The sequence below is a fragment of the Pseudogulbenkiania sp. AW2-16 genome (assembly GCF_056824575.1).
In genome coordinates this window covers 983,683-1,008,988 of sequence record NZ_CP157668.1, presented here as the reverse complement: position 1 = coordinate 1,008,988, position 25,306 = coordinate 983,683, and the positions used below count along the sequence as shown (strand labels likewise).

At 68.8% G+C, this 25,306-nt stretch carries 21 protein-coding genes and 1 riboswitch; of the genes, 10 read left to right on the top strand and 11 right to left on the bottom strand.

The genetic code is table 11. The features are described from left to right. Positions 1-35: 35 nt before the first annotated feature. The gene (locus ABKF58_RS04880; protein ID WP_482583602.1) at positions 36-677 is read right to left on the bottom strand and encodes a M48 family metallopeptidase; all 642 of its coding nucleotides are present in this window, start codon (positions 675-677) and stop codon (positions 36-38) included. On the opposite strand from ABKF58_RS04880, the gene ABKF58_RS04875 reads away from it, so the two are divergent. After that, positions 676-1,725, top strand: a complete 1,050-nt coding sequence (locus ABKF58_RS04875; RefSeq protein WP_482583600.1) for a sigma-54-dependent Fis family transcriptional regulator — start codon at positions 676-678, stop codon at positions 1,723-1,725. The two genes, ABKF58_RS04880 and ABKF58_RS04875, sit on opposite strands and share 2 nt — an antisense overlap. A 107-nt stretch (positions 1,726-1,832) precedes the next feature. Here the strand turns inward: ABKF58_RS04875 and ABKF58_RS04870 are convergent, their stop codons facing one another. Next, a complete protein-coding gene (locus ABKF58_RS04870; RefSeq protein WP_482583598.1) occupies positions 1,833-2,897 on the bottom strand; it encodes a porin in 1,065 nt (354 codons plus the stop codon). A 403-nt stretch (positions 2,898-3,300) separates the two neighbouring features. Between ABKF58_RS04870 and ABKF58_RS04865 the strand changes: the two genes are divergently transcribed. Further along, positions 3,301-4,557, top strand: a complete 1,257-nt coding sequence (locus ABKF58_RS04865; protein WP_482583597.1) for an MFS transporter — start codon at positions 3,301-3,303, stop codon at positions 4,555-4,557. A 93-nt stretch (positions 4,558-4,650) separates the two neighbouring features. On the opposite strand, the gene ABKF58_RS04860 is transcribed toward ABKF58_RS04865, so the two are convergent. Beyond that, positions 4,651-5,634, bottom strand: coding sequence for a serine/threonine protein kinase (locus tag ABKF58_RS04860; RefSeq protein WP_482583595.1), 984 nt, complete (start codon positions 5,632-5,634; stop codon positions 4,651-4,653). A 145-nt stretch (positions 5,635-5,779) separates the two neighbouring features. Between ABKF58_RS04860 and ABKF58_RS04855 the strand changes: the two genes are divergently transcribed. Then, positions 5,780-7,114 (top strand): aminotransferase-like domain-containing protein, encoded by a 1,335-nt coding sequence (locus ABKF58_RS04855; protein WP_482583594.1) that lies wholly within the window; start codon positions 5,780-5,782, stop codon positions 7,112-7,114. On the opposite strand, the gene ccoG is transcribed toward ABKF58_RS04855, so the two are convergent. Both ccoG and ABKF58_RS04845 read right to left on the bottom strand, forming a co-directional pair. Further along, positions 7,101-8,462 carry a cytochrome c oxidase accessory protein CcoG gene (ccoG, locus tag ABKF58_RS04850; protein ID WP_482583592.1) on the bottom strand — a complete coding sequence of 454 codons (1,362 nt, stop codon included), beginning with the start codon at positions 8,460-8,462 and terminating at the stop codon, positions 7,101-7,103. The genes ABKF58_RS04855 and ccoG overlap by 14 nt on opposite strands. A 166-nt stretch (positions 8,463-8,628) precedes the next feature. Then, complete coding sequence (locus ABKF58_RS04845) at positions 8,629-9,348, bottom strand: GntR family transcriptional regulator (RefSeq protein ID WP_482583590.1); 720 nt, start codon at positions 9,346-9,348, stop codon at positions 8,629-8,631. A 468-nt stretch (positions 9,349-9,816) separates the two neighbouring features. Here ABKF58_RS04845 and ABKF58_RS04840 point away from each other — a divergent pair, with 468 nt between their 5' ends. After that, positions 9,817-11,154, top strand: coding sequence for an NCS1 family nucleobase:cation symporter-1 (locus tag ABKF58_RS04840; RefSeq protein ID WP_482583589.1), 1,338 nt, complete (start codon positions 9,817-9,819; stop codon positions 11,152-11,154). A 94-nt stretch (positions 11,155-11,248) separates the two neighbouring features. Here ABKF58_RS04840 and ABKF58_RS04835 read toward each other — a convergent pair whose 3' ends face one another. Further along, a complete protein-coding gene (locus ABKF58_RS04835; protein ID WP_482583587.1) occupies positions 11,249-11,794 on the bottom strand; it encodes a YaeQ family protein in 546 nt (181 codons plus the stop codon). A gap of 115 nt (positions 11,795-11,909) precedes the next feature. Beyond that, the gene (locus tag ABKF58_RS04830) at positions 11,910-12,821 is read right to left on the bottom strand and encodes a LysR family transcriptional regulator (RefSeq protein ID WP_482583585.1); all 912 of its coding nucleotides are present in this window, start codon (positions 12,819-12,821) and stop codon (positions 11,910-11,912) included. A gap of 101 nt (positions 12,822-12,922) precedes the next feature. On the opposite strand from ABKF58_RS04830, the gene ABKF58_RS04825 reads away from it, so the two are divergent. From ABKF58_RS04825 to ABKF58_RS04805, 5 genes are all read left to right on the top strand, one after another. Continuing rightward, entirely contained in the window at positions 12,923-13,330 is a 408-nt protein-coding gene (locus ABKF58_RS04825; protein ID WP_482583583.1) for a DoxX family protein, read from the top strand. Between the two features lie 38 nt (positions 13,331-13,368). After that, complete coding sequence (locus ABKF58_RS04820) at positions 13,369-14,151, top strand: DODA-type extradiol aromatic ring-opening family dioxygenase (RefSeq protein WP_482583581.1); 783 nt, start codon at positions 13,369-13,371, stop codon at positions 14,149-14,151. A gap of 402 nt (positions 14,152-14,553) precedes the next feature. After that, positions 14,554-16,248 (top strand): DEAD/DEAH box helicase, encoded by a 1,695-nt coding sequence (locus ABKF58_RS04815; protein ID WP_482583579.1) that lies wholly within the window; start codon positions 14,554-14,556, stop codon positions 16,246-16,248. 153 nt (positions 16,249-16,401) lie between these two features. After that, positions 16,402-16,608, top strand: a riboswitch (cobalamin riboswitch). A gap of 148 nt (positions 16,609-16,756) precedes the next feature. Further along, positions 16,757-16,954, top strand: coding sequence for a CbtB domain-containing protein (locus tag ABKF58_RS04810; protein WP_482583577.1), 198 nt, complete (start codon positions 16,757-16,759; stop codon positions 16,952-16,954). Positions 16,955-16,970: 16 nt separating this feature from the next. Further along, positions 16,971-17,699, top strand: coding sequence for a CbtA family protein (locus ABKF58_RS04805; protein ID WP_482583575.1), 729 nt, complete (start codon positions 16,971-16,973; stop codon positions 17,697-17,699). An 85-nt stretch (positions 17,700-17,784) separates the two neighbouring features. On the opposite strand, the gene ABKF58_RS04800 is transcribed toward ABKF58_RS04805, so the two are convergent. Together ABKF58_RS04800 and ABKF58_RS04795 are read right to left on the bottom strand one after the other, a co-directional pair. Next, entirely contained in the window at positions 17,785-19,671 is a 1,887-nt protein-coding gene (locus ABKF58_RS04800) for a ribonuclease catalytic domain-containing protein (RefSeq protein ID WP_482583573.1), read from the bottom strand. A 119-nt stretch (positions 19,672-19,790) separates the two neighbouring features. Continuing rightward, the gene (locus ABKF58_RS04795; protein WP_008954616.1) at positions 19,791-20,555 is read right to left on the bottom strand and encodes a DeoR/GlpR family DNA-binding transcription regulator; all 765 of its coding nucleotides are present in this window, start codon (positions 20,553-20,555) and stop codon (positions 19,791-19,793) included. A gap of 113 nt (positions 20,556-20,668) precedes the next feature. Here ABKF58_RS04795 and glpK point away from each other — a divergent pair, with 113 nt between their 5' ends. Next, positions 20,669-22,153 (top strand): glycerol kinase GlpK, encoded by a 1,485-nt coding sequence (gene glpK / locus ABKF58_RS04790; RefSeq protein WP_482583572.1) that lies wholly within the window; start codon positions 20,669-20,671, stop codon positions 22,151-22,153. 235 nt (positions 22,154-22,388) lie between these two features. Here the strand turns inward: glpK and ABKF58_RS04785 are convergent, their stop codons facing one another. Both ABKF58_RS04785 and argH read right to left on the bottom strand, forming a co-directional pair. Continuing rightward, the gene (locus ABKF58_RS04785) at positions 22,389-23,495 is read right to left on the bottom strand and encodes a methyl-accepting chemotaxis protein (protein ID WP_294867965.1); all 1,107 of its coding nucleotides are present in this window, start codon (positions 23,493-23,495) and stop codon (positions 22,389-22,391) included. 189 nt (positions 23,496-23,684) lie between these two features. Beyond that, complete coding sequence (gene argH, locus ABKF58_RS04780) at positions 23,685-25,067, bottom strand: argininosuccinate lyase (protein WP_008954619.1); 1,383 nt, start codon at positions 25,065-25,067, stop codon at positions 23,685-23,687. Positions 25,068-25,306: the final 239 nt, after the last annotated feature.

Sequence of the window (25,306 nt, the reverse complement as noted above, 5' to 3'; positions counted from 1 at the left end):
TCTTCGGCCAACCTTTTCGCCGTCGCGCCGGGCGCTCAGCCGGGTTGCATCAGGTTCAGCTCGCGCGCGGTGAGCCACAGCCGCAGGTCGAATTCCAGCTGGTGGTAGTCCGGCTCCATGTGGCAGCACAACTGGTAGAACGCCTTGTTGTGCTCCTTCTCCTTCAGGTGCGCCAGCTCGTGCACCGCGATCATCTTCAGGAACTGCGGCGGCGCCTCGCGGAACAGCGTGGCGATGCGAATCTCGTTCTTGCTCTTCAATTTGCCGCCCTGCACCCGCGCCACGAAGGTATTGGTGCCGAGGGTGCCGTGCACCGGGTGCTGGCGGTTGTCGTACAGCACCTTGGCCAGCGGCGTGGCGTTCTTCAGGTAGCGCTGGCGCAGCTCGGCCAGGTACTGGTACAGCGCGCGGTTGGTCTGCACCGCGTGGCGCTCCGGGTAGCGCTCGGCCAGCCAGGTGCCCAGGCGCCGGTCGGCGACCAGCGCACGCACGCGCTCGAGCAGCGCCGGCGGGTAGCCGGCGAGATAGGGAAAGTCGGACATGCGCCATTGTAGCGCGGTGCCACCCATCCCCGACCAAAGATGAATGGTGAGGCGGCGCGCTCCCTTGTACAAAGCAGGAGAGACCGGGCGTCTTTCGCGGAAGACGGCGAGCCCGGCGACAGGGAGAGACTGCATGGCTTATCTGCAACATCACGCGCCGGTCGCGGCGCCGCCTGCGGCGGAGACCGGACGCTCGGCCTTCGGCGGTGGCCGGCCGCGCACGCTGGACGACTTCCTCGCCGGCGACCCCGGGCTCGCGGCGGTGGCGCGCCGCGCGCTGCGCCTGGTCGGCAAGGACATTCCGCTGCTGATCGAAGGCGAGACCGGCACCGGCAAGGAGCTGTTCGCGCGTGCCTTCCACCGCAGCGGGTCGCGCTTCGACCGGCCCTTCGTGGCGGTCAACTGCGCCGCGATCCCGGAAGGGCTGATCGAATCGGAGCTGTTCGGCTACGAGGAGGGCGCCTTCAGCGGCGCGCGCCGGCGCGGCCACGTCGGCAAGCTGCTGCAGGCCAACGGCGGCACGCTGTTTCTCGACGAGATCGGCGACATGCCGCTCGCCCTGCAGGCGCGCCTGCTGCGCGTGCTGCAGGAACGCGAGGTGACGCCGCTCGGCTCCAGTCGTGTCCTGCCGGTCGACTTCTCGCTGCTGTGCGCCACCCACCGCGCCCTGCCCGAGGCGGTGGCGGCGGGCCGCTTCCGCGCCGACCTCTACTACCGCATCAACGGCGTGCGCCTGGCGCTGCCGCCCCTGCGCGAGCGCAGCGACCTGGTGCCGCTGGTGGCGCAACTGCTGGCGGACGAGTGCGGGGGGCGGCCGGTGGCGGTGGCGCCGGCGGTGTGGCAGGCGTTCGCCCGCTACCCCTGGCCCGGCAACCTGCGCCAGCTGCACGGCGTGCTGCGCACCCTGTGCGCGCTGCTGGAACCGGGCGAGACCCTGCTGCCGAGCCACCTGCCCGAGGAGTTGCTGGAGGCCGTGCCGGCGGCCGGGGTCGAGGAGGTCGAGGCACCGTCCGCCGCGCCGCCCCGTGCCAGCGCCCCCCACGGCGAGCGCCTGGCCGAGGTCGAGCTGCAGCTGATGCGCCGCGTGCTGGCCGACTGCAACGGCAACGTCAGCGCCGCGGCGCGCCGCCTCGGGGTCAGCCGTAACACCCTGTACCGCCGCCTCAAGCCGGCGCCGCGCTGACGGCGCGCTTCGCCCCCCAAAACGGCACAAGCCCGACGCTCCGGAGAGGAACGTCGGGCTTGCGGCGTTGGTGCCCCGCCCGCCGCGCGGCGGGCGGGTCATTCGCCTCAGAAGAACAGGATGGCGCCGAGCGACACGCTGTCGGTGTCGATGTCGGTGACCTTGTTGCGGCGGCGGTTCAGTTCGCCCACCAGGGTCAGGTTCGGCGTCAGGCTGTAGTAGGCGCCGAGTGTGGTGCCGGCGACGCGGTTGATGTAGCCGCTGCCTTCTTCGCTGGTGGCCTTGGTGCGGCTCTCGCCGTAGCTCACGCCCAGTTTCAGGTCGTCGATCTTGTAGGTGGCCTGCGCCAGGTAGCCGTTGGAGCGGCGGTTGTTGCCGTCGGCGTCGGTGCCGCCGGAGAACAGGATGGTGTCGCCGATGCCCTTGCCGTTGAAGCCCTGCGCCATCAGCCCGACGTTGCCGATGTCGGCCTTGGCGCCCAGTTCGAAGCCGGTGGCGTTGTTGTCGCGGATGCGGGTGAACTGCTGGTTGACGAAGCCGAGCCAGGCCTTGCCCGAGGCGGCGTTGCTCTTGAAGCCGTACTCGGCCAGCCCCTGGTAGCCGGGATGGCTGCCGGTGGTGCCGGTGCTGTCGACGTCCTTGTTGTCGAACACGCCGAAGCTGGCGTGGAAGCCGTTGTAGTCCGGCGTGGTGTAGGTGATCTGCGGCTGGAACTCGGCGTAGATGTAGCCGGCGCCGATGCCGCCCAGCGTGGTGTTGATGTTGCGCGCCAGCCCGGCGCCGCCGCCGACGCCGATCAGCGTCATGTCGTTGAGGATGGCGTTGGACTGGAACAGGCCGATATCGCGGCCGAACTTGAAGGTGCCGATCTTGTCGTTGCCGAAGCTCAGGTAGTTGGTGCGCGCGTCCACGGTGGACTTGCCGACGCCGGAGGTGGTGCCGGCGAAGGCCGGCGAGTCGGAATCGATGCCCGGCCACATGCCGATCACGCCCTTGATGTCGAGGCCCTTCTGCTTGGTGGCGGCGGTGATGTTGAAGTAGCCCGGCAACAGGCCGTTCTCGATCTGGCTGCTGCGTTCGGCGTTGTCGGCCTTGCTGGTGGTGTAGAAGGCGTTGACCGAGCCGCTGATGTCGAGCGTCCAGCCCTTGTCGTTGTAGATCTCCAGGGCCATGGCACTGGCTGGCGAACAGGGCGGCGACGAGGCTGGCGAGCAGGGTGGTTTGAGTTCTGGTTTTCATGGTTTCTCCATTCCGGTGGCAAACGAGGCGACTGCCGGGCGCCAGCTGCAAGCGCCATTCCCACGCCGGGGAAAACCGTCTACGACTTTGGTATGTGATGCGCTATCTCGTTGAAACCAATGGGGTTTGTGTCGGTCCGACGGCGCCGGGGGCGTTTCCGGCCCGGCCGCGCCGGGCCTGGCGGGGCGCGGCCGCTGTGGCGAAGTGCAACACTGTGTCAGCCTGGTACAGTGTTCCATGCCGGCCGTTGCGCCAGTCTGCAACGCCGTCCCGGGCTGGCGCTCGCGGCGGGGCAAGGGTACGCTGTGGCCTCCCCCGTCATTTCCTTGCCCGCCCATGAACCCTGCCTCGCCGGCCGTGCCGGTTTCGCTGCGTCGTTTCCGGCCGTTCTGGCGGTACTGGCTGACCCGCGTCTGCCTCACCAGCGGTTTCCAGATCCTCACCGTCGCCATCGGCTGGCAGGTGTACTCGCTTACCGGCAGCGCGCTCGACCTGGGCCTGGTGGGCTTGCTGCAGTTCCTGCCGCGGGTGCTGTTGGTGCTGGTGGTGGGCTCGGTGGTGGACCGCTTCGACCGCCAGCGCATCGTCACCGTGAGCCTGCTGGTGCAGGCCGCGGTGGCGGCGCTGCTGGGGCTGGGCAGCGCGCACGCCGGCTTCGCGGTGAGCCGCGAGCTGATCTTCGCGCTGTCGGTGTTGATCGGCACCTGCCGCTCCTTCGACATGCCGGCGATGCAGGCGCTGCTGCCCAACGTGGTGCCGCCCGCGCTGCTGCCGCCGGCGGTGGCGGCGGCCGCTTCGGCCAACGAGGCGGCCACCATCCTGGCGCCGGCGCTGGGCGGCTTCCTCTACGCGCTGGGGGCCGAGTTCACCTACGGCCTCGACCTGACGCTTTACCTCGGCGGCGCGCTGCTGCTGTCGCGGCTGGCGGTGCGCCCGTCGGAGCCCTCGCAGCAGCGCATGACGCTCGATTCGCTGCTGGTGGGGGTGCGCTTCATCAAGAGCCGGCCCGACATCCTCGGCGCCATCTCGCTCGACCTGTTCGCGGTGCTGCTGGGCGGGGCCACCGCGCTGCTGCCGATCTACGCGCGCGACATCCTGCACACCGGGCCGTGGGGGCTGGGGCTGCTGCGCTCGGCGCCGGCGGTGGGCGCGCTGATGATGTCGGCCTGGCTGATGCGCTTCCCGATCGCCGAGCGGGTGGGGCGGGTGATGTTCGCGGCGGTGGCGGTGTTCGGGCTCGCCACCATCGCCTTCGGCCTGTCGACCTCGTTCGGCCTGTCGCTGGCGGCGCTGGCGGTATTGGGGGCGTCGGACATGATCAGCGTGGTGATCCGCACCACCTTCGTGCAGCTGGAGACCCCGGACGAGATGCGCGGCCGGGTCAGCGCGGTCAATTCGCTGTTCATCGGCGCCTCCAACCAGCTGGGCGAGTTCGAGTCCGGCGCCACCGCGGCGCTGTTGGGCACGGTGCCGGCGGTGGTGGCGGGCGGGGTGGGGACGCTGTTGGTGGCGGCGCTGTGGATGCGGCTGTTTCCGACGCTGGCGCAGCGTCACCGCCTGGTGCAGGGGCCCGCCGCCGACGCCGCCGGCTGAGGCCCCGCCTTGCTTCGCGCCGCGTGGCGGGCGCGGCAGGGGGGCGTTGCGGGAGGGCGGCGCGTCGCGCCGCGGCGGCTCAGTGCAATGCGCTCACACCGGCCACAGCGGCGCTTCGTCCATCAGCGCGATCTGCTCGCGCAGCGCCAGGATCTGGTCCTGCCAGTAGCGCGGGCTGTCGAACCACGGGAAGGCGGCCGGAAACGCCGGGTCGTGCCAGCGCCGCGCCAGCCAGGCGCTGTAGTGGATCAGCCGCAGCGTGCGCAGCGCCTCGACCAGGTACAGCTCGCGCGTGTCGAACTCGCAAAAATCCTCGTACCCCGCCAGCAGGTCGGCCAGCTGGGCGCTCTGCTCGCTGCGTTCCCCCGACAGCAGCATCCACAGATCCTGCACCGCCGGCCCCATGCGGCAGTCGTCGAAATCCACGAAGTGCGGCCCGGCCTCGGTCCACAGCACGTTGCCGGCGTGGCAATCGCCATGCAGGCGGCGCAGCGTGATGGCGCCGGCGCGGTCGTAGCCGCGCGCCACGCCGTCCAGCGCCTGGCGCGCCACGCCCAGGTACACCGCGCGCAACTCGTCCGGGATGAACGGGCAGTCGGCCAGGAAGGCCAGCGGCTCCGCGCCGAAGCTCGCCGCGTCCAGCGTCGGCCGCAGCGCGAACGGCGTCACCGCGCCGACGGCGTGGATGCGGCCGAGAAAGCGTCCCAGCCATTGCAGCGTGTCCGGGCGGTCGAGCTCCGGGGCGCGTCCGCCGCGGCGCGGGAACAGCGCGAAGCGGAAGCCGGCGTGCTGATGCAGCGTGCTGCCGGCGATGCCGAGTGCGCCGACCACCGGAATCTCGTGGCCGGCCAGTTCCGCCACGAAGGCGTGCTCTTCCAGGATCTGCGCATCGCTCCAGCGCTCGGGGCGGTAGAACTTGGCCACCAGCGGCGGCGCGTCGTCCAGGCCGACCTGGTAGACGCGGTTTTCGTAGCTGTTGAGCGCCAGGAGCTGGCCGTTCACCGGCAGGCCGAGGCCTTCCAGCGCGTTCAGCAGGCAGTCCGGGGTGAGCCCGGCAAAGGGAGGTGATGTGGTCATGGCTGCATTATACGACCTCCGCCACGCCGAGCGCGGACGCGTCGCGTGGTGGCCGGGCGGGCCTGGCCGGGGCACGCCCCTTGCGGCCGGGACGGGGGATTCTCCGCTACACTGCGGGTCTTTCCCGTTGTCTTGAAGTGGACCGATGTCCAAGTACGCCACGCTGGTCGATTTTTTCGTTGCCGCCATCGAGCACGGCAGCTACCGCGCCGGCGACGCGCTGCCGTCGCTGCGCCGCCTGTGCGAGACCCACGGCGTCGGCATGAACACCGCCAAGCGCGCCTACTACGAGCTGGAGCGGCAGGGCTACGTCGAGGCGCTGCCGCGTGCCGGGTTCCGCGTGGCGCCGGGCGGCGCGGCACCGGCTTCGGCCAACCTGGCCCCGCTGTTGCCGTGGGGGTCGCCGTTCATCAATCCGGCCTTGTTCGACGGCCGCGCGCTGGCGCAGGCCTTCGTGCGCGTGCAACGGCGCTACCCCGAGCTGCTGGCGCGGCACGAACTGCTCGGGCTGGACGCGCTGCGGCGCCAACTGGCGCGCCGCTGCCACGCCGAGGGCATGGCGCTCGACTGGGACCAGCTCGTGATCACCTGCGGCGGCATGGAAGCGCTGGCGCTGGCGGTGCAGGTGGTGACGCACGCGCTGGCGGCGCCGTGCCTGGCGGTGACCACGCCGGCCTTCCCCGGTCTGTTGGGGGTGCTGGCGCAGCACGGCATCGCCACCCTGGCGCTGCCGGTCGGGCTCGACGGCGCGCTCGACCTGGCGCCCTTGGCGCAAGGGTTGGCCGAAGGCCGGGTGCACGGCATCGCGGTGATGGCCAACTTCCAGCATCCCACCGGGCAGTGCCTGAGCGACGCCGCGCGTGACGCCTTGTGGCAGCTCGCCGAGCGCTACGACGTGCCGCTCATCGAGGACGACGCCTACCGCCAGCTGGCGTTCGCGGCGCCGGCCCCGGCGCCGTTCAAGGTGCGCGACACCGCCGGGCGGGTGCTGTACTGCGCCACCTTCTCCAAGTCGTTGGCACCCGGCTACCGCGTCGGCTGGATCGCGCCGGGGCGCTACCTCGACGCGGTGTGCCGGCTCAAGGTCAGCACCACGCTGGCCTCGCCGCTGCCCAACCAGATGGCGATCGCCGAACTGCTGGCCGACGGCGGCGACCCGCCCGGCCTGCGCCGGCTGTGCCAGCAACTGGCCGACCGCGCCGCCGCGCTGCGCCAGGCGCTGGCGGAGCGGCTGCCGCCGACGGTGCGGCTGTCATGCCCGCAAGGCGGCTACTTCCTGTGGCTGGAGCAGGACGCGGGGCCGGACAGCCAGACGCTGCTGGCCGAGGCGCAGGCGCACGGCCTGCACTTCGCGCCCGGCGCGTTGTTCCACCCCGACGGCGCCGGCCGCCACGCCCTGCGCCTCAACCTGAGCTACGTCGAGCCCGGCCGGCAGCTCGCCGCGCTGGACTGGCTGGCGGCGGCGCTCACTCGCCGATGAAGCTGCTGTCGGCGCTGACGTAGCGGTGCGGCGCGTCGACGGCGCGCAGCACGAAGCGCAACGGCTGGCTGCCGCGCTGTACCGTGCCGGGATCGACCGCCACCCGCACCCCGACCGTGGCGACGGTCAGCGCCGGCACCAGCACCGGGGCGTCGTCGCGCAGGCGGGCGCCGGGCAGCCCCGCCACCTCGACACGGAAGCGGTGCGCCTGCTCGTCGCCGTTCATCACCCTGAGGCTGTAGCTGTTTTCCAGCCAGCCGTCGTCGCCCTCCCGCACCAGCGAGGCGCGGTCGCGCAGCACGTCGAGCTTGTACGGCGTGTGGTTCAGCAGGCCGGTCGCCGTCAGCACCAGCAGCATCGCCAGCAGCCCGCCGTAGACCAGCACGCGCGGGCGCTGCCAGAGGCGGCGCGGCCGCCCATCGCCGCCGTCCTCGGCGCGCTGGGTGGTGAAGCGGATCAGCCCGCGCGGCGCGCCGATCTTGTCCATCACCGCGTCGCAGGCGTCGACGCAGGCGGCGCAGCCGATGCACTCGTACTGCAGGCCGGCGCGGATGTCGATGCCGGTGGGGCAGACCTGCACGCACAGCCCGCAGTCGACGCAGTCGCCGCGCGCCACGCCGGGCTGGGCGTCCTTGCGCAAGGCGCCACGCGGTTCGCCGCGCGGCACGTCGTAGGCCACCAGCCGGGTGTCCGGGTCGAACATGGCGCCCTGGAAGCGTGCGTACGGACACATGTGCAGGCACACCTTCTCGCGCAGCACGCCGGCCAGCAGGTAGGTGAAGCCGCCGTAGAGCAGCGCCCAGAACGCCTCCCACGGTCCGATGGCGAGCGTGGGCAGGCCGGCCGCCAGTTCGCGCATCGGGCTGAAGTAGCCGACCAGGGTGAGCCCGGTCCACAGCGAGAACGCCGCCATCAGCACGTGCTTGCCGCCCTTGCGCATCACCTTGTTCAGACGCCACGGCGCGGCGTCGAGGGCGCGGCGCGCCGCCGGCTTGCCCTCGGTCCAGCGCTCGATCCACAGCATGATCTCGGTGTACACCGTCTGCGGACAGGAAAAACCGCACCACAGCCGGCCCGACAGCGTGGTCCACAGGAACAGCCCGAAGGCGCTCGCCATCAACAGCGCGGCGAGGTAGACCATGTCCTGCGGCAGCAGCGTCAGGCCGAACAGGTGGAAGCGTCCGCCCGCCAGGTCTAGCCAGACCGCCTGGCGACCGTGCCATGGCAGCCAGGGCAGGGCGAAGTAGAGCAGCTGGGTGACGACGACGAAGGCGACGCGCCAGGTGTTGAAGCGCCCCCGCGTCAGGCGCGGGTAGAGCTTGATCGGTAGGGCTGGGACTGTGGACATGGCAACACCATCATGAAACGGGATGGCGTCAGGGTAGGCGGGGCGGTGCCGGCGCATAAGGCACAGCGCGCGGGAAAATGACGGACACAGGGCCGAGTGGGGGCTGCGGCAGGGTTTTGCCGGGGTTGGGGGCGGCGCCAGGCCCCCGTGGCGTGCCAGGCGGCCGCTAGCCGTCCATCTCGCTGAAGATCTTCTTGAAATCGGGCTCGCTGTCTTCCTCCGGCGACATGTCGAGCGCCGACTCCACTTCCTTCAGATGCTGCGACATCCACGCCTTGGCCTGGGCCGCGTCGCCGGCCTCGATCAGGGCGATCAGGGCGTCGTGGCTGTCGCATTTGCAGTCGGCGCTCCACGACGAACCGTACACCGCGATGATCAGCGACGAGCGCGACACCAAGCGCACCAGGAAGTCGGTCAGGTCGTCGTTGCCGGCGATGCTCAGCAGGCGCACGTGGAACTGGCCGGACAGCTTGATGGCCTGGCGGTGGTCGCGCACGTGCTGCGCCTCGTGTTCCTGGCGGGCGATCTCCCTGAGCTCGGCGATATCGCTGGGGCGGATGTTCGCGATCACCTGGTCGAGCGTGCCCACCTCGATCAGCTGGCGCGCCGCAAAAATGTTCTTCGCCTCGGCGATGGTGGGTTTGGCCACCGTCGCACCGCGCTTGGGCAGGATCGTCACCAGGCGCTCCAGCGCCAGGCGCTGCAGTGCCTTGCGGATGACGGTGCGGCTGACCTCGAAGCTCTCGGTCAGCGCGTCTTCCGGCAGTTTCATGCCCGGCTGCAGGCGGTGCTCGATGATCGCGGTGAACAGCCGCGCGTATACCAGTTCGTCCTTGGTGCCTTCCTCACCCCGTTGGGGATGAGCGGGTGATAGTCCCCGAAGCATGGTTGCTCACTCCTTGATGTCGTCTATAGGACTCTGGCCACTATCTTAACCCGCAAACGGCGCCGAACCCATGGCGCTGGCAAATTTGTTTGTGTACCAAACTCTATTGAATGGTATACAACTATTTCGACGGTGGCGGCGCGGAATGCCGCTGCCCATGCCCGAGCCGCCCGAGGTGTGTCAGAAAAACCTCAGTAAAAACAGTGCGCTAGCTTGGTTATTACTGCGTATACGAAAATGTTATTGTTGCGTGTACGAAATCTGCTAACAATGAAGAGCAACAAGGCCAGCAAGAGCCTCTAAGACTAGCAAAACTGCAAAGGAGAATTTCGATGCACCAACCGCATTCCCCCGGCCACGCCGGCCAGTGTCCGCAAGGCTACAGCGAGCGGCTCTACAACGAAGACCTCGGTCCGCTCAAGGACCAGCATTGGAACTGGTACAACATCTTCGCCTTCTGGATGTCGGATGTGCACAGCGTCGGCGGCTACGTCTTCGCCGGCAGCCTGTTCGCGCTGGGCACTGGCGAGCTGGCAGGTGCTGGTGTGCCTGCTCATCGGCATCGGCATCGTGCAGTACGTGGCCAACAAGATCGGGCGACCGAGCCAGCAGGGCGGCATCCCCTACCCGGTGGTGTGCCGCATGTCGTTCGGCGTGTTCGGCGCCAACATTCCGGCGGTGATCCGGGGGCTGATCGCGGTGGCCTGGTACGGCATCCAGACCTACCTCGCCTCCTCGGCGCTGGTGATCGTGGTGCTGCGCTTCTTCCCGGAACTGGCGTACCTCGGCCATATCAAGTTCGCCGGGCTGTCGGCGCTGGGCTGGATGGGGTTCATGACGATGTGGGCGCTGCAGGCGCTGGTGTTCTGGCACGGCATGGAGGCGATCAAGAAGTTCATCGACTGGGCCGGCCCGGCGGTTTACGCCGTGATGCTCCTGCTGATGGCGTACATCGTGTACAAGGCCGGCTGGCACAACATCAACTTCGACCTCAGCACCAAGCGCCTGACCGGGCTCGACGCCGCCTGGCAGATGGTGCTCGCCGTGGTGCTGGTGGTGTCCTACTTCTCCGGCCCGACGCTGAACTTTGGCGACTTCACGCGCTACGCCAAGAGCATGGACGAAGTGAAGCGGGGCAACTTCTGGGGGCTGCCGGTCAACTTCCTGCTGTTCTCGATCGTCACCGTGGTGGTGATCTCGGGCACGCTGCCGGTGTTCGGCAAGCTGATCGAGGACCCGATCGAAACCGTCGGCCTGATCGACAACACCACGGCCGCCGTACTGGGCGCGCTGACCTTCATCACCGCCACCATCGGCATCAACATCGTGGCCAACTTCGTGTCGCCGGCGTTCGACTTCGCCAACGTCAACCCGCAGAAGATCAGCTGGCGCATGGGCGGCATGATCGCCGCGGTCGGTTCGATCTTCATCACGCCGTGGAACCTGTTCAACTCGCCGGAAGTGATCCACTACACGCTCGACTCGCTCGCCGCCTTCATCGGGCCGTTGTACGGCATCGTGCTGGTGGACTACTACCTGGTGCAGAAGCGCCGCATCGACGTCGACGCGCTGTACAGCGACAAGCCGGGCAACACCTACTGGTACGAGAACGGTTACAACAAGGCTGCGATCAAGGCGCTGGTGCCGGCGGCCGTGCTCGCCCTGATCTGCTCGCACACCCCGGGCCTGAGAGAGTACCTCGGCCACTTCGCGCTGTTCATCGGCGGTTTTGCCGGGGCGCTGCTCTACCGGAAGCTGGGACGTTGTCCCGAGGCGATCAGCAAGATGGTGTTAAGCCGTTCCTGAGTCTTCTCCTTGGTACCTATCTCGAACGGTGGTTTACGCGGCAGCCCTGGCTGCCGCTTTTTTTATCGGCCGGCGGAGGCGCCCCGGGCGGCGCTCAGTGCGCTTCCTTCAGCGTGACGAACTCCACCAGCACGTTGTGTACGTTGTCCGACAGCCAGATCTGGCCGTCCTGGATCGTCACCTGCAGCTGCATGCTGCGTTCGGCCAGCGCCGCCAGCTGCGCCAGCGTGTCCGGGCTGACGCCGGCGACGTGCAGATGCTCGAAGCGGCTGGCCTTGCCTTCCATGCCCTGCCACCAGATGTCGGCGGCGCGGCCGCCGTAGCTGTAGATCCACACTTGATCGGCACGGCCGCAGGCCTTGCGTAGGCGCTTCTCGTCCGGCTCGCCCAGCTCGATCCACAGCTCGATCTCGTCCGAATAGTTCTTCTGCCACAGGTCCGGCTCGTCGTCCTCGCTGATGCCCTTGGTGAAGGCCAGGGTGTCGCTGGCGTGGCGCGCGAACGCCACCAGCCGCAGCATCATGCGCTCCACCGTTTCCGACGGGTGCAGGGCGAGGGTGAGGTTGTGGCTGGCGTAGTAGCTGCGGTCCAGGTCGGTGATGTTGAGTTCGGCTTTGTAGATGGTGGCTTTGAGCGCCATGGTCGGGTCCGGTTGCAGGCAGTTGAGGGGGAAAGCGCGCTAGTGTAGCGGTTCTGATGGCCGACAACCTACCCCCATCGCTGAGCCGGCCAGAGCGCCACGGCGGCGCGGCGCCTCATGGCGCCGGTGCCCGGTAGGCGTCCCAGTCGGGCTCCCCGGCGAAATGGTCGGCCAGGAAATCGACCAGCGCGCGCACCTTGCGCGGCAGGTACTGGCGGTGCGGGTAGAGCGCGTAGAGGCGGAATTCGGGCAGCGGGTAGCCCTCCAGCAGCGGCACCAGCCGGCCGCTCTTGAGGTCGTCGCCGAGCAGGAAGGTCGGCTCGCAGATGATACCCATGCCATGGCGCGCCGCGTCCACCAGCAGGTCGCCGTTGTTAGCGGCGAGCGGGCCGGAGACCTTGACCCGTTCGCTGCCGAAACGCCATTCGTCCACCGGCTCGCTCAGGGTGTAGCGCAGGCACCGGTGGCGGGCGAGTTCGGCGGGCGTGGCCGGGGTGCCGTGGCGCGCCAGGTAGGCCGGCGCGGCGCACACCACCACCCGTACCGGCGCCAGCGCGCGCGCCACCAGCTGGCTCTGGCCGAGGTCGGTGGTGATGCGCAGGGTCAGGTCGACACCGTCCTCCAGCATGTCGCGCTGGCGGTCTTCCAGCAGCAAATCCACCGTCAGGCGCGGGTAATGGGCGTTGAACTCGGCCAGGATCGGCCCCAGCCGGCGCACGCCGAACGCCAGCGGCGCGCTGACGCGCAGCGTGCCGACCGGCTCGCGGCTGGTTTCGGCGGCCTGCGCCTCGGCTTCGTCGACCTGGGCCAGGATGCTGGCCACCCGCGCCAGATAGTCCGTGCCGCTCTCGGTCAGCGCCAGCCGGCGCGTGGTGCGGTTGAGCAGGCGGGTACCCAGGTGCTCTTCGAGCCAGCTCACGTACTTGCTGGCCATGCCGCGCGACAGGCCGAGCTTGTCCGAGGCCAGGGTGAAGCTGCCGCCGTCGGCCACGGCGTGGAACACGCGCATGGCGGTCATCAGGTCCATGATTGTTTCTTGCAGGGAATCAATATTGTGAAATATGGCGGGTTTATCGAGCGGATGGCAAGCGCTTTAATACGTCCATACCCACCCACTGGAGCACCACCATGATCGATACCCGCACCGCCCCCTACGCCGCCTTTCTGCTGCGCCTGAGCCTGGGCCTGATGTTTCTGGCGCACGGCCTGACCAAGCTGTTCGTGTTCACCCCGGCCGGCACCGCCCAATTCTTCGCCTCGCTCGGCCTGCCCGGCTTCGTCGGCCCGCTCACCATGGTGGCCGAGATCGGCGGCGGTGTGCTGCTGATCCTTGGCGTGGCCGGGCGCCAGGTGGCGCTGCTGTTGAGCCCGGTGCTGGTGGGCGCCACCCTGCTGGTGCATCTGGCCAACGGCTGGGCCTTCACCAACCCGGGCGGCGGCTGGGAATACACCGCCTTCCTGAGCGCGGCGGCGCTGAGCGTGGCCTTGCTTGGCGACGGCGCCTTCGCGCTCAAGCCGCTCGGCCGTCGCGCCTGACGCGGCGTATCATCGACTAACGACCCAAGGAGAACACCATGTCCCGTCTGCCCAGCCTGTTCATCTCGCACGGCGCCCCGACCGTACTGATCGACGGCTCGCCCGCGCCGGCCGCCTGGCGGCGCTGGGCCGACGCCCACGACCGCCCGCGCGCCATCGTCAGCCTGTCGGCGCACCGCCCGGCACGGCAGCCGAGTGCCGGCAGCGCGGCGCACTGGCGCACCGTGCACGATTTCGGCGGCTTCCCGGAACAGCTCTACCGGCTGCAGTACCCGGCACAGGGCGAACGCGCCCTGGCCGACGACATCGACCGCCGTCTCGCCGCAGCCGGCTTCGCGGTGCAGCCGGACGAGCGCCCCGGTCTCGACCACGGTGCCTGGGTGCCGCTGCTGGCGATGTACCCCGACGCCGACATCCCGGTGGTGACCCTGCCGGTGCTGCCGGCGGCGGACGCCGCCACCCATTACCGGCTCGGTCAGGCGCTGGCGGGGCTGGGCGAGGAGGGCGTGTTGCTGGTCGGCTCCGGCAGCCTCACCCACAACCTGTACGAAGTGGCGTGGAACGCCGGCCCCGAAGCGTGGGCGCTGGAGTTCCAGCGCTGGATGCTCGAGCGCTTGGCCGAAGGCGACGTCGACGCCGTACTCGACTGGGAACGGCAGGCGCCGCAGGCGCGGCGCAACCATCCCACCGCCGAGCACCTCTTGCCGCTGTTCTTCGCGCTCGGCGCCGGCGGCACGCCGCTCAGCGTGCTGCATAGCGGTATGGAGCACGGCAGCATCGCCATGGACGCGCTGGCGTTTGGTGAGAACCTACCCCATTAAGCGACTGCGCCTTCGTATCTTGAGTGCCGGCAGTACTGCGTGCGAATTCATCGCTGAGCCAATCTCTGCGTGCAAATCTTTGATTTGCCCAGCGATAGATTTGGCACGCAGGGATTCGCTCAGCGATACGGAATCCTCATGTACTCCATGACCATTCCGGTTCCTGTGCGCTGGCGGCACTCAACCTGCTTTGGCTCGCTCGCCTACTGGGATAGGTTCTGAGCGTTTACTGTCGGCAGCGGGTTCCACTGTCGCGCCAACCCCTGTACACTGTCGCCTTCCCGCGTCGTGCCAATCGGCGCGCGGTCTAGCTTCAACGCCGAAGCCCCCGCATTTTCCATCATCGACGTCTGCCTGGATTGGTGTCGCACAACCTGCGATTGGGCCGTCGCTGGAGTTTTCATGTCCGAAATCAAATTTACCGACCTCGGCCTGTCCGAGCCCCTGTTGCGTGCCGTGGCCGAAACCGGCTACACCACGCCCACCCCGATCCAGGCGCAGGCTATTCCGCAGGTGATCAAGGGCGGCGACCTCTTGGCCGCAGCCCAGACCGGCACCGGCAAGACCGCAGGCTTCACCCTGCCGCTGCTGCACCGCCTCGGCCCGGCGCCGACCCACCTCAAGGGCCGCCCGCGCGCCCTGGTGCTGACGCCGACGCGCGAACTGGCGGCGCAGGTGGAAGAATCGGTGCGCACCTACGGCAAGTACCTGCCGCACAAGTCGATGGTGATGTTCGGCGGGGTCGGGATCAATCCGCAGATCGCCGCGCTCAGGAAGCCGCTGGACATCCTGGTGGCCACGCCGGGCCGTCTGCTCGACCACGCCGGTCAGAAGACCGTCGATCTGTCCGGGGTCGAGATCCTGGTGCTGGACGAAGCCGACCGCATGCTCGACATGGGGTTCATTCACGACATCAAGAAGGTGCTGGCGCTGCTGCCGGCCAAGCGTCAGAACCTGCTGTTCTCGGCGACCTTCTCCGACGAGATCAAGGCGCTCGCCGACCGCCTGCTGAACAACCCGCAGCTGGTCGAAGTGGCGCGCCGCAACACCGCCAACGAGTTGGTCGAGCAGAAGGTGCACCTGGTCGACCGCGACAAGAAGACCGAGCTGCTGACCCACCTGATCAGCCAGGGCGACTGGCACCAGGTGCTGGTGTTCACCCGCACCAAGCACGGCGCCAACCGCCTGGCCGAGAAGCTCGACAAGAGCGGCATCAGCGCTGCGGCGATTCACGGCAACAAGAGCCAGAACGCGCGTACCAAGGCGCTGGCCGACTTCAAGGCCAACACGCTGCAAGTGCTGGTGGCCACCGACATCGCCGCGCGCGGGCTGGACATCGACCAGCTGCCGCACGTGGTCAACTTCGAGCTGCCCAACGTGCCGGAAGACTACGTGCACCGCATCGGCCGCACCGGCCGCGCCGGTAACGAGGGCGAGGCGGTGTCGCTGGTGTGCGTGGACGAGTTCAAGTTCCTCAAGGACATCGAGAAGCTGATCAAGAAAGACATCCCGCAGTTCACCGTTCCCGGCTACGAGGCCGATCTGACGGTGACGCCGGAGCCGATCCTGATGGGTGGCCAGCGTCGTGGCCAAGGCCAAGGTCAGGGGCAGCGTCAGGGCCAGGGAGCGCGTCAAGGCCAGGGAGCCGCGCGTCAGGGCCAGTCCCAGCCGCGTCAGGGTCAAGGCCAGGGCCAAGGCCAAGGCCAAGGCCAAGGCCAGCGCCGTGGCGGCGACGGCCAGGCCGGCAACGCACGTAGTAGCGCCGGCGCCAGCGGCGGCCAGAATGGGCGTCGCCACGAGCATGCCGACGGCGCGCGCCAGCCGGGTGCCCGTCCGCCCAAGAGCAACACCGGTTCCCAGCAGCCCAAGGGGCGCCATACCGCGCCGGCCAACGGCCAGCGTGGCGAGCCCAACGGCAACGTGATGCCGCCGCCGCCGAAAGAGGTGAACGGCAACGTGATGCCGCCGCGCGGCAAGCCCAACAACGGCAACCAGCGTCCGGGCAGCAGCCGCCCGGGCGAGGCGCGCCGCAGCAAGCCGGCGGGCGGTCGCCAGACCGCCGCGCTGTTCGCGCCCAAGCGCGACAGCAACCGCTGACGCTCCGCCCGCGTCCGCACCAGACCGCTACCCGCTTGCCGGGGGCGGTTTTTTTCGCCCGGTCCAACCGGTCCCGCTGCTTCCTATGCATTTTGACCGTGCCGCCGGTGCGCTTCTGCTATCCTTAAGCAGCTTTCGGTGTGCCCCGGTCCGGATCGGCCCGGGGCTTGAGGTTTCCCGCCGTCTGGGGAACTTCAACGGGAAGACGGTGTGCCGATCGGCAAATCCGTCGCTGCCCCCGCAACGGTAATCGAGTCAGCGTCGGCAACACGCCACTGGGGTCGCACCCGGGAAGGCGCCGGCGTGGGAGCGTGCTCCCTGCTCGTGAGCCCGGAGACCGGCCGAAGGCGACGACGCTATGCACCGCGGAGGGCGGTGCGCTTAACGTTTCTTCCAGTGTGCCCCTCCCTTACCCTGCCGCGCCATCGTCGGTCCATCGCTGTGCGGCGGCTTGCCGCCAACCGACACCGCGAGACAGGGGGGCCATGGAAAGACCCAGGAGATAGACATGCAGTTGCACAAATCCGCCGCTCGACCGATCGGCCCGTTCGCCCCCGCCAGCGCCGCGCGCTGGAAAGCCCGCTCCGCCGCCCTGTGCGCCGCGCTGCTGGGCGCGGTGATCCTCTACGGCGTCGGCTTCGCGCCGGGCATCGCCCACGGCGAGAGCCACGATACGCGCCATACCATGGGCTTCGTCTGCCACTGACCGGCGAAGGGTTGTCATGTTTGCACGTATTGTTGCCCTGTCGCTGCTGGCCGGGCTGCTGGCCGGCGTGGTGGCGACGCCGGTCCAGCTGGCGCTGGTCCAGCCGCTGATCGAGCAGGCCGAAGGCTACGAGCAGCAGCTCGAGGCCGCCACCGCCACGGCGCACGTTCACGCGGCGCACGACGCCGTGGCGGCCGAGGGACACTCGCACGAGGCGATGGCGAGCGAGGAGCCGTCCGACGACAAGACGCACCGCGCCGTCGCCACCGCGGTCTCGCTCACGCTGGCGGCGATGGGCTACGCCCTGCTGCTGGGCGCCGTGCTGTCGCAGTTCGGCCACATCGACTGGCGGCGCGGCCTGTTGTTCGGCGCGTTGGGCTTCGTGGTGTTCCAGCTGGCGCCGGCGCTGGGCCTGCCGCCGGAGCCGCCGGGCGTGCCCGCGGCCGACCTGCAGCAGCGCCAGCTGTGGTGGCTGCTCACCGTCGCCTGCACCGCCGGCGCGCTGTTCGGGCTCCATCGTGCCTGGAGCCAGCGCCGCCTGCGGTGGGCGGCGGGCGCGCTGGCGCTGGCGGCGCTGCCGCACCTGGTCGGCGCGCCGGTACTGGCCGAGGTGCACACGCTGGTGCCCGCGCGCCTGATGAGCGACTTCATGCTGGCGGCGCTGGCCTCCGCGGCGGTGCTGTGGCTGGCGCTGGGCGGCGTGCTGGGGGGGCTGTTGCAGCGCTTCCCGGTGGAATCGCGCTAACCGCGCGCTTGTCCCGCAAAGAAAAAGCCCCGGAAGCGATTCCGGGGCTTTTTTGTTTTCAAGGTTGGCCGAAGCCGGCCTGCGGTCACACCGTGCTGTCTTCCTCGACCGGCACGTCCTCGTGGCCGACCTTGCCGGCGTAGCGCAGCTCGATCTCCTGCGTCAGCTCGTCGATGCGGATCACCGCCAGGCGCACCTTGTCGCCGCTCGCCAGTTCCGGCAGGCCGGGCACGCGCAGGCGCAGCGGCAGGCCGTCGATGCGCACCAGGTCTTCCTTGATCAGCGTCGCGGTCGGCTCGGTGACGCCTTCCTGGCTGAACCAGCGCAGGCACCAGAAGTGCTCCATGCGGTCCTGGAAGGCGAGGTAGGCGCTGTAGGTGGCGTCGAAGTCGCGCAGGATGGCGAACAGCATGGCGTTGCCCTGCTCGAACTCGGGCTTGTCGCCGCGGATCATCGCGGTGAGCTGGCGCTGGTTGACGAAGTCGGTGGCACGGCGCAGCGGCGAGGTGGACCAGGCGTACTGCGCCACGCCCAGGCCGATGTGCGGCTCCGGACGGGTGGTCATGCGCACCTTGCCCATGCTCTGGGCACGGTACATCGCCGGGATGTCGGCTTCGGCCAACATGCGGCCCCACTCGCTGTTGGCGAGGATCATCAGCTCGGACACCAGTTTGTCCATCGGCGCGCCGCGCTTGCGCAGCGTGATCAGCACCTTGCCGTCGACCACGTTGAAGTTGTAATCCATCTGCACCGGACGCGTCGGGTCGTACTTGCCGCGGCGCTTCTCCAGCGCGTTGGCGAACTGCCACAGCCAGGTCAGCTCGCGCTTGAACGCGTAGTCCGGTCCGCCGTCCGGGTGCGCCAGGGTCTGTTCGTTGAACACCTGTTCCAGCTGGTCGTGGCGCAGGTTGGCGGCGATGGTCACGCGCTCGATGCGGCTCTCGTAGCCGACCGGCTCGAATTCCGGCGTCACCTCGACGTACAGGCTCACCGCCGGGCAGGCCTGGCCTTCCTTCAGCGTGAACTGTTCGACCAGCTCGTCCGGCAGCATGGTGATCTTGTCGCCGGGGAAGTACACCGTGGAGAGGCGCTGGAACACCAGTTTCTCGATGTCCGAACCGGGCGCCACGCCCAGCGTCGGCGCAGCGATGTGGATGCCGACGCGCTGGTTGCCGTTGGGCAGTGCGACCAGCGACAGCGCATCGTCGATCTCGGTGGTGGCGGCGTCGTCGATCGAGAACGCGGCCACCTCGGCGAGCGGCAGTTCGTCGTCGCCCGGCAGCGTCGGCGCGGCGTACTGGCCGAAACCGGTGCCCTTGGGGAAGTACTCCAGCAGGAAGCCCGCCATCAGGTAGTCCGGCACCGAGGGGATGCCGCCGACCGCGGCCGCCAGCCGCACCGGCGGCAGGTTGCGCTCGCGGCAGGCCTGGTCGAAGGCCTTGAACTCCAGCGTGTTCTTGTCCGGGCGGAACAGCAGCGTCATCAGCTGGGCGCGGATCGCGTCCGGCAGGCGGCCGGATTTCAGCTCGGCCACCCAGGCGTCGATCTGCTCCTGCTCGCGCTTCTTCTTCTCGATGCCGGCCAGCGCCGCCTTCAGCGACTCTTCCGGCGCCGCCTTGAAGCGCCCCTTGCCCTTCTTGTAGAAGTACATCGGCGCCTCGAACAGGCGCTGGATGATGGCGGCGGCCTCGGCCGCGCTCGGGGTGTGGCCCCAGTAGTCGGCGGCCAGCGCCTCGAAGCCGAATTCGTCCTGGCCGCTCACTTCCCACAGGAAGTCGACGTCGATCTCGGCGGCCAGCTTCTCGACCGCCGGCAGGAACTCGGCCAGCGTCGAGTTGAATTCCAGCATCACGTTGGCCGACTTGATCTTGGCGCGTTTGCCGTGGAGGGTGTCGACCTGCAGGCTGGCGTCATTGCGGGACACCACGGCGCCCACCTTGAAGCTGCCGCTTTCTTCGTAAAAAACGTTCATGGCGCGTCAGGCTTGTTGTTGCTTGCAAACGCTGCAGTATACCAGCAGGGGCCGGGGCGCCGCGGCGCCGGCGTAAAAAGCCCGCGCGCGGCGGGCTTTGGCCGGGAGCCGGTTGCCGCCTATTCTGCAAGGTACAGGCGCACGTTGTGTTCGGACATCATCTTGGCCAGCGGCTCGGGCGGGGTTTCGTCGGTGAACACGGCGTGGAATTCGCTGATGTGGCCCATGCGCACCAGCGCGTTGCGGCCGAACTTGCTGTGGTCGGCGGCGAGGTAGCGGTGGCGCGCGTTGTTCATCATCGCCTGCGCCACGCGCACTTCGCGGTAGTCGAAGTCGAGCAGCGAGCCGTCCGGCTCGATGCCGGAGACGCCGAGGATGGCGTAGTCGACCTTGAACTGGTTGATGAAGTCGAGCGTGGCGACCCCGGTGATGCCGCCGTCCGAGGCGCGCACCACGCCAGAGGTGATCAGCACGTTGAAGTCCGGGTTGGTCGACATGATCGATGCCACGTGAATATTATTGGTGATCACGCGCAAGCCCTTGTGGCTGGCGGTGAGCGCCTGGGCCACGGCCTCGATGGTGGTGCCGATGCTCATGAACAGCGAGGCGTGGTCCGGGATGTTCTCGGCGATCATGTCGGCGATGTACGCCTTCTCGCTCTGCAGCTTGCCCTTGCGCGCCACGTAGTCCTCGTTCTCGACGCTGCTGCCGAGCGCGGCGCCGCCGTGGTAGCGGCGCAGCAGGTTTTCCTCGCACAGCTGGTTGATGTCGCGGCGGATGGTCTGCGGCGTGACGTCGAGCAGGCGGGCCAGTTCCTCGATCGGCATGAAGCCGTTTTCGCGGACCAGTTGCAGAATCTTTTCGTGGCGGGGGGAGCGGCTCATGTTGGTTCGATTCCGAAAATCTGTCGTCTGTTAATTAACATATTTCGCCGCCCGCGGGCAAATCGGGGCGCGATTTTGTCGGCGCCGCGCGCCAATCGCAAGGAGTTCGGCCTATGACGGCAACACTGCTGGTAATCGACCAGGGCACCACCAGCACCCGCGCCATGCTGTTCGACGCAGGGGGCCGGGTGCTGGCCCGCGCCCAGCGCGAGCTGCCGCAGCACTTTCCACAGCCGGGCTGGGTGGAGCACGAGCCGGAGGACATCTGGCGCGACACGCTGGCGCTGGCGCGCGAGGTGCTGGCCCACGGGGCCACCCCGGTGGCGCTGGGGCTCACCAACCAGCGCGAGACCACGCTGTTGTGGGAACGCGCCAGCGGCCGGGTGCTGCATCGGGCCATCGTGTGGCAGGACCGGCGCACCGCCGAGCACTGCGCGGCGCTCGCCACGCCGGACAACGCCGCGCTGGTGAGCGCCAAAACCGGCCTGGTGCTCGACCCCTACTTCTCCGCCAGCAAGCTCGCCTGGCTGCTCGACCACATCCCCGGCGCGCGCGAACGCGCCGAGCGCGGCGAGCTGGCGTTCGGCACCGTCGATAGCTTCCTGCTGTGGCGCCTGACCGAAGGGCGGGTGCACGCCACCGACGCCAGCAACGCCGCGCGCACCTTGCTGTTCAACATCCACACCCAAGAGTGGGATGACGAGCTGTTGGCGCTGTTCGCCATCCCGCGCGCGCTGCTGCCGGAGGTGCGCGACAACGTCGCCGACTACGGCGTCACCACCTTGTTCGGCCAACCCCTGAAGATCACCGCGCTGGCCGGCGACCAGCAGGCCGCCACCGTCGGCCAGGCCTGCTTCGAGCCGGGCATGATCAAGTCCACCTACGGCACCGGCTGCTTCCTGGTGCAGAACACCGGTAGCGAGGTGCTGGCGTCGCGCCACCGCCTGCTGTCGACGGTGTGCTACCGGCTGGAAGGACGCACCACCTATGCGCTGGAAGGCAGCATCTTCGTCGCCGGCGCCGCGCTGCAATGGCTGCGCGACGCGGTACGGCTCATCCACTCGGCCGGCGAGAGCGAAACGCTGGCACGCCAGCTGGCCGACACCGGCGGCGTCTACCTGGTGCCGGCGTTCACCGGGCTCGGCGCGCCGTACTGGGACCCGCTGGCGCGCGGCGCCATCATCGGCCTGACGCGCGACTCCGGCATCGCCCACATCGTGCGCGCCGCGCTGGAGTCGGTGTGCTACCAGACGCGCGACCTGATGGAGGCGATGCAGGCCGACGGCGCGGCGCGCCCCGCCAGCCTGCGCGTCGACGGCGGCATGGTCGGCAACGATTGGCTGATGCAGTTCCTGGCCGACATGCTGGCGGTGCCGGTGGAGCGCGCGACGGTGAGCGAAACCACCGCGCTCGGGGTGGCGTTCCTGGCGGGGCTGGGGGCGGGGGTGTACGGCTCGCTCGACGAGCTGGCGGCGCTGTGGCGGCGCCAGCAGCGTTTCGAGCCGGGCATGAGCGAGGAGCGGCGCGCGGTGCTGTACCAGGGCTGGCGGGTGGCGGTGGCGCGCACCCTGAGCCAGCCGGAAAGCCTGGCCCGTTAGGCGGTAGCGCCGGCGTCTCGTGAGGCTGGCATCCGGGCGATGGCACCATCGCCACACGATGCGCTGCTTTCCTCGCCACGTCAGTGCCGAACCCCATCGACCATCGTTCGATGGGGTTCGCCTTGCTCTTCCCATCCTACGCTTCAGGCGACGCCCGGCCGGCTTGGGTGCGCGCCGACTGGCATCGACGCTGGCGGGCAAGCGGGCCGGCAGAACGTCGGCCCGCGGGGCAGGGTCAGCGGCCGGCCGGCGCCTGCTCGGACAGCATGCGGGTAAGGCCGCTCATCACCGCGGCGTTGGCCTGTTCCATCGCCGCCAGTTCGGTCAGCGCCTGCTCGAAGCGCCCGGCGTAGAACAGCTCCACGGCGCGGCGGGCGTGCTCGTGCACGTTGCGGTGCGGCGCTTCCAGCGCGGCGTAGCCCGGCAGGCGCGAGAAGCTTTCCTTGCCCTCGCCGCCGTAGTACCACTGGCCGAGGCGGCACTGCGTTTCGTCCGGCAGCGCTTCCGGGCGCGTCTTGGCGATGCCCATGAACACCTTGTACACCTCGAGCTTCACGGTCAGTTCGTCGAGGTTGGCGAGTTCGACGCCGGACAGCTGTGCCGCCGCGGCGATCGCCTTTTCCATCTGCTGCGACAGCGCGAACAGGCGCTGCATGCTGCCCACCGCCTCCTGGCTCTCCGCCGAGAAGCGGCTGGCGTCGTCGGCGCCCAGCTGCATGGTCTGCTTGGCGCTCTGCGTTTCGCCCTGGATGGTGCCGACCAGCCCGGCGATCTCGGTGGTGGCCTTGGCGGTGCGTTCCGCCAGCTTGCGCACCTCGTCCGCCACCACGGCGAAGCCGCGGCCCGATTCACCGGCGCGGGCGGCTTCGATCGCGGCGTTCAGTGCCAAGAGGTTGGTCTGGTCCGCGATGTCCTTGATCAGGCGCACGATGCCGCCGATCTCCTCGGCCTGCTGGTAGAGCGCCTCGACGTTGGCCGAAGCCTGCTGGATGCGCTCGAACATGCTTTTCAGGTTGGTGGCGATGCGCTCGAACCCCTGGCGGTTGGCGTCCGATTGCGCCGCCACGTCGCGCGCCGAGCGCTTTTCCTGGCTCAGCGAGTCGGCCAGCTCGAGGAAGGACTGGCGCACGCCGTCGAGGGTGTCGCCGAAGCGGCCGACGTTGGTGAACACCCCTTGCAGCATGGTGCGCTCGCGCTGCAGCCGGGCCAGTTCCTCGGCCTGCTCGGCGTGGGCGCTTTCCATCTGGGCCAGCCGCTGCTTCAGCAGGGCGTTCTCCTGCTGCAGGCTGGCGTTGGTGGTTTCGGATTGCTGCAGGGCGGTGCGGGTTTTGCTGAATAACACGGTGTCTCCCGGGTGCAAGGCGCGGTGGTGACGCGTCGAATAGGCATTCATCTTACCGAGTTATGCGGCGGAAGAAATTGACCCGGATAAAATAATCCCGGACCGTTGCGGTTTCGCGACCGGCGCGCAAGAAAAAGGCCGGGAGACGACTCCCGGCCTGTGTCCTTGTCCTGCTCGTATCGCAGCGCTTCAGCCGGCCAGGCGCGCGCGGTGGCGGGCGATCTGCGCCCGCACCTGGTTCGGCGCGGTGCCGCCGACGTGGTCGCGCTGCGCCAGCGAGCCTTCCGGCGTCAGTACCGTGAACACGTCCGCCTCGATCAGCGGCGAGAACTCGCGCAGCTTGTCCAGGCTCAAGTCGGCCAGATCGACGCCTTGGCCTTCGGCAAAGCGTACCGCCAGCGCCACCACTTCGTGGCTGTCGCGGAACGGCAGGCCCTTCTTCACCAGGTAATCGGCCAGGTCGGTGGCGGTGGCGAAGCCCTGCAGCACGGCGGCGCGCATCGCCTCTTTCTTCACCGTGATGCCGCGCATCATGTCGGCGTAGATGCGCAGCGTGTCGATCAGCGTGTCGGCGGTGTCGAACAGCGGCTCCTTGTCTTCCTGGTTGTCCTTGTTGTAGGCCAGGGGCTGCGCCTTCATCAGCGTCACCAGCGCGATCAGGTGGCCCACCACGCGGCCGGATTTGCCGCGCACCAGTTCCGGCACGTCCGGGTTCTTCTTCTGCGGCATGATCGACGAACCGGTGCAGAAGCGGTCGGCGATGTCGATGAAGCCGACGCGCGGGCTCATCCACAGGATCAGCTCTTCCGACAGGCGGGACAGATGCACCATCACCAGCGAGGCGGCGGCGGTGAATTCGATGGCGAAGTCGCGGTCGGACACGGCGTCGAGCGAGTTGTGGCAGACGTCGTCGAAGCCCAACAGCTGCGCGGTGTAGTGGCGGTCGATCGGGAAGGTGGTGCCGGCCAGCGCGGCGGCGCCCAGCGGCAGGCGGTTGACGCGTTTGCGGCAGTCGGTCATGCGCTCGGCGTCGCGGGAGAGCATCTCGACGTAGGCCAGCATGTGGTGGCCGAAGGTCACCGGCTGCGCCACCTGCAGGTGGGTGAAGCCCGGCATCACGGTGTCGGCGTTGGCTTCGGCCAGGTCCAAGAGGCTCTGTTGCAGTTCGGCGATCAGCACCACGATGGCGTCGATCTGGGCGCGCAGCCACAGGCGGATGTCGGTGGCGACCTGGTCGTTGCGCGAGCGGCCGGTGTGCAGGCGCTTGCCGGCGTCGCCGATCTTGTCGGTCAGGCGGCGCTCCACGTTCATGTGCACGTCTTCCAGGTCCACGCTCCATTCCAGGCGCCCGGCACGGATGTCGTCCAGGATCTCGGCCATGCCCTGGCGGATCGCCGCCACGTCGTCGTCGGACAGTACCCCGGCCTTGTTCAGCATGGTGGCGTGGGCCAGCGAGCCCTCGATGTCGAACTCGGCCAGACGTTTGTCGAAGTCGACCGAGGCGGTGTATTTCTTGACGAGTTCGGAGACCGGCTCGGAGAAGCGGCCGGACCAGGCGTGGCTGTCTTGCATGGCGGTGGATACCCAGGGTTTCGCAAAGGGAAGCGGTGATTATAAGCCAAAAGCCCGTTGCTACGGGGAGTCGTGCCGGCGGGCTGGCGCACCGTGGCCATTCGGGCGGAGGCGTCGGCGGCGGCGCGGCGTGTGGCCTTGGCGTATTGCGTCGAGGAGTCCGTGCCCCGGTCGTCGATCACGACGTGCCGGCAAGAAAAAACGGCAGCCCGCGGGCTGCCGTCGTGTGTGCAGGTTGG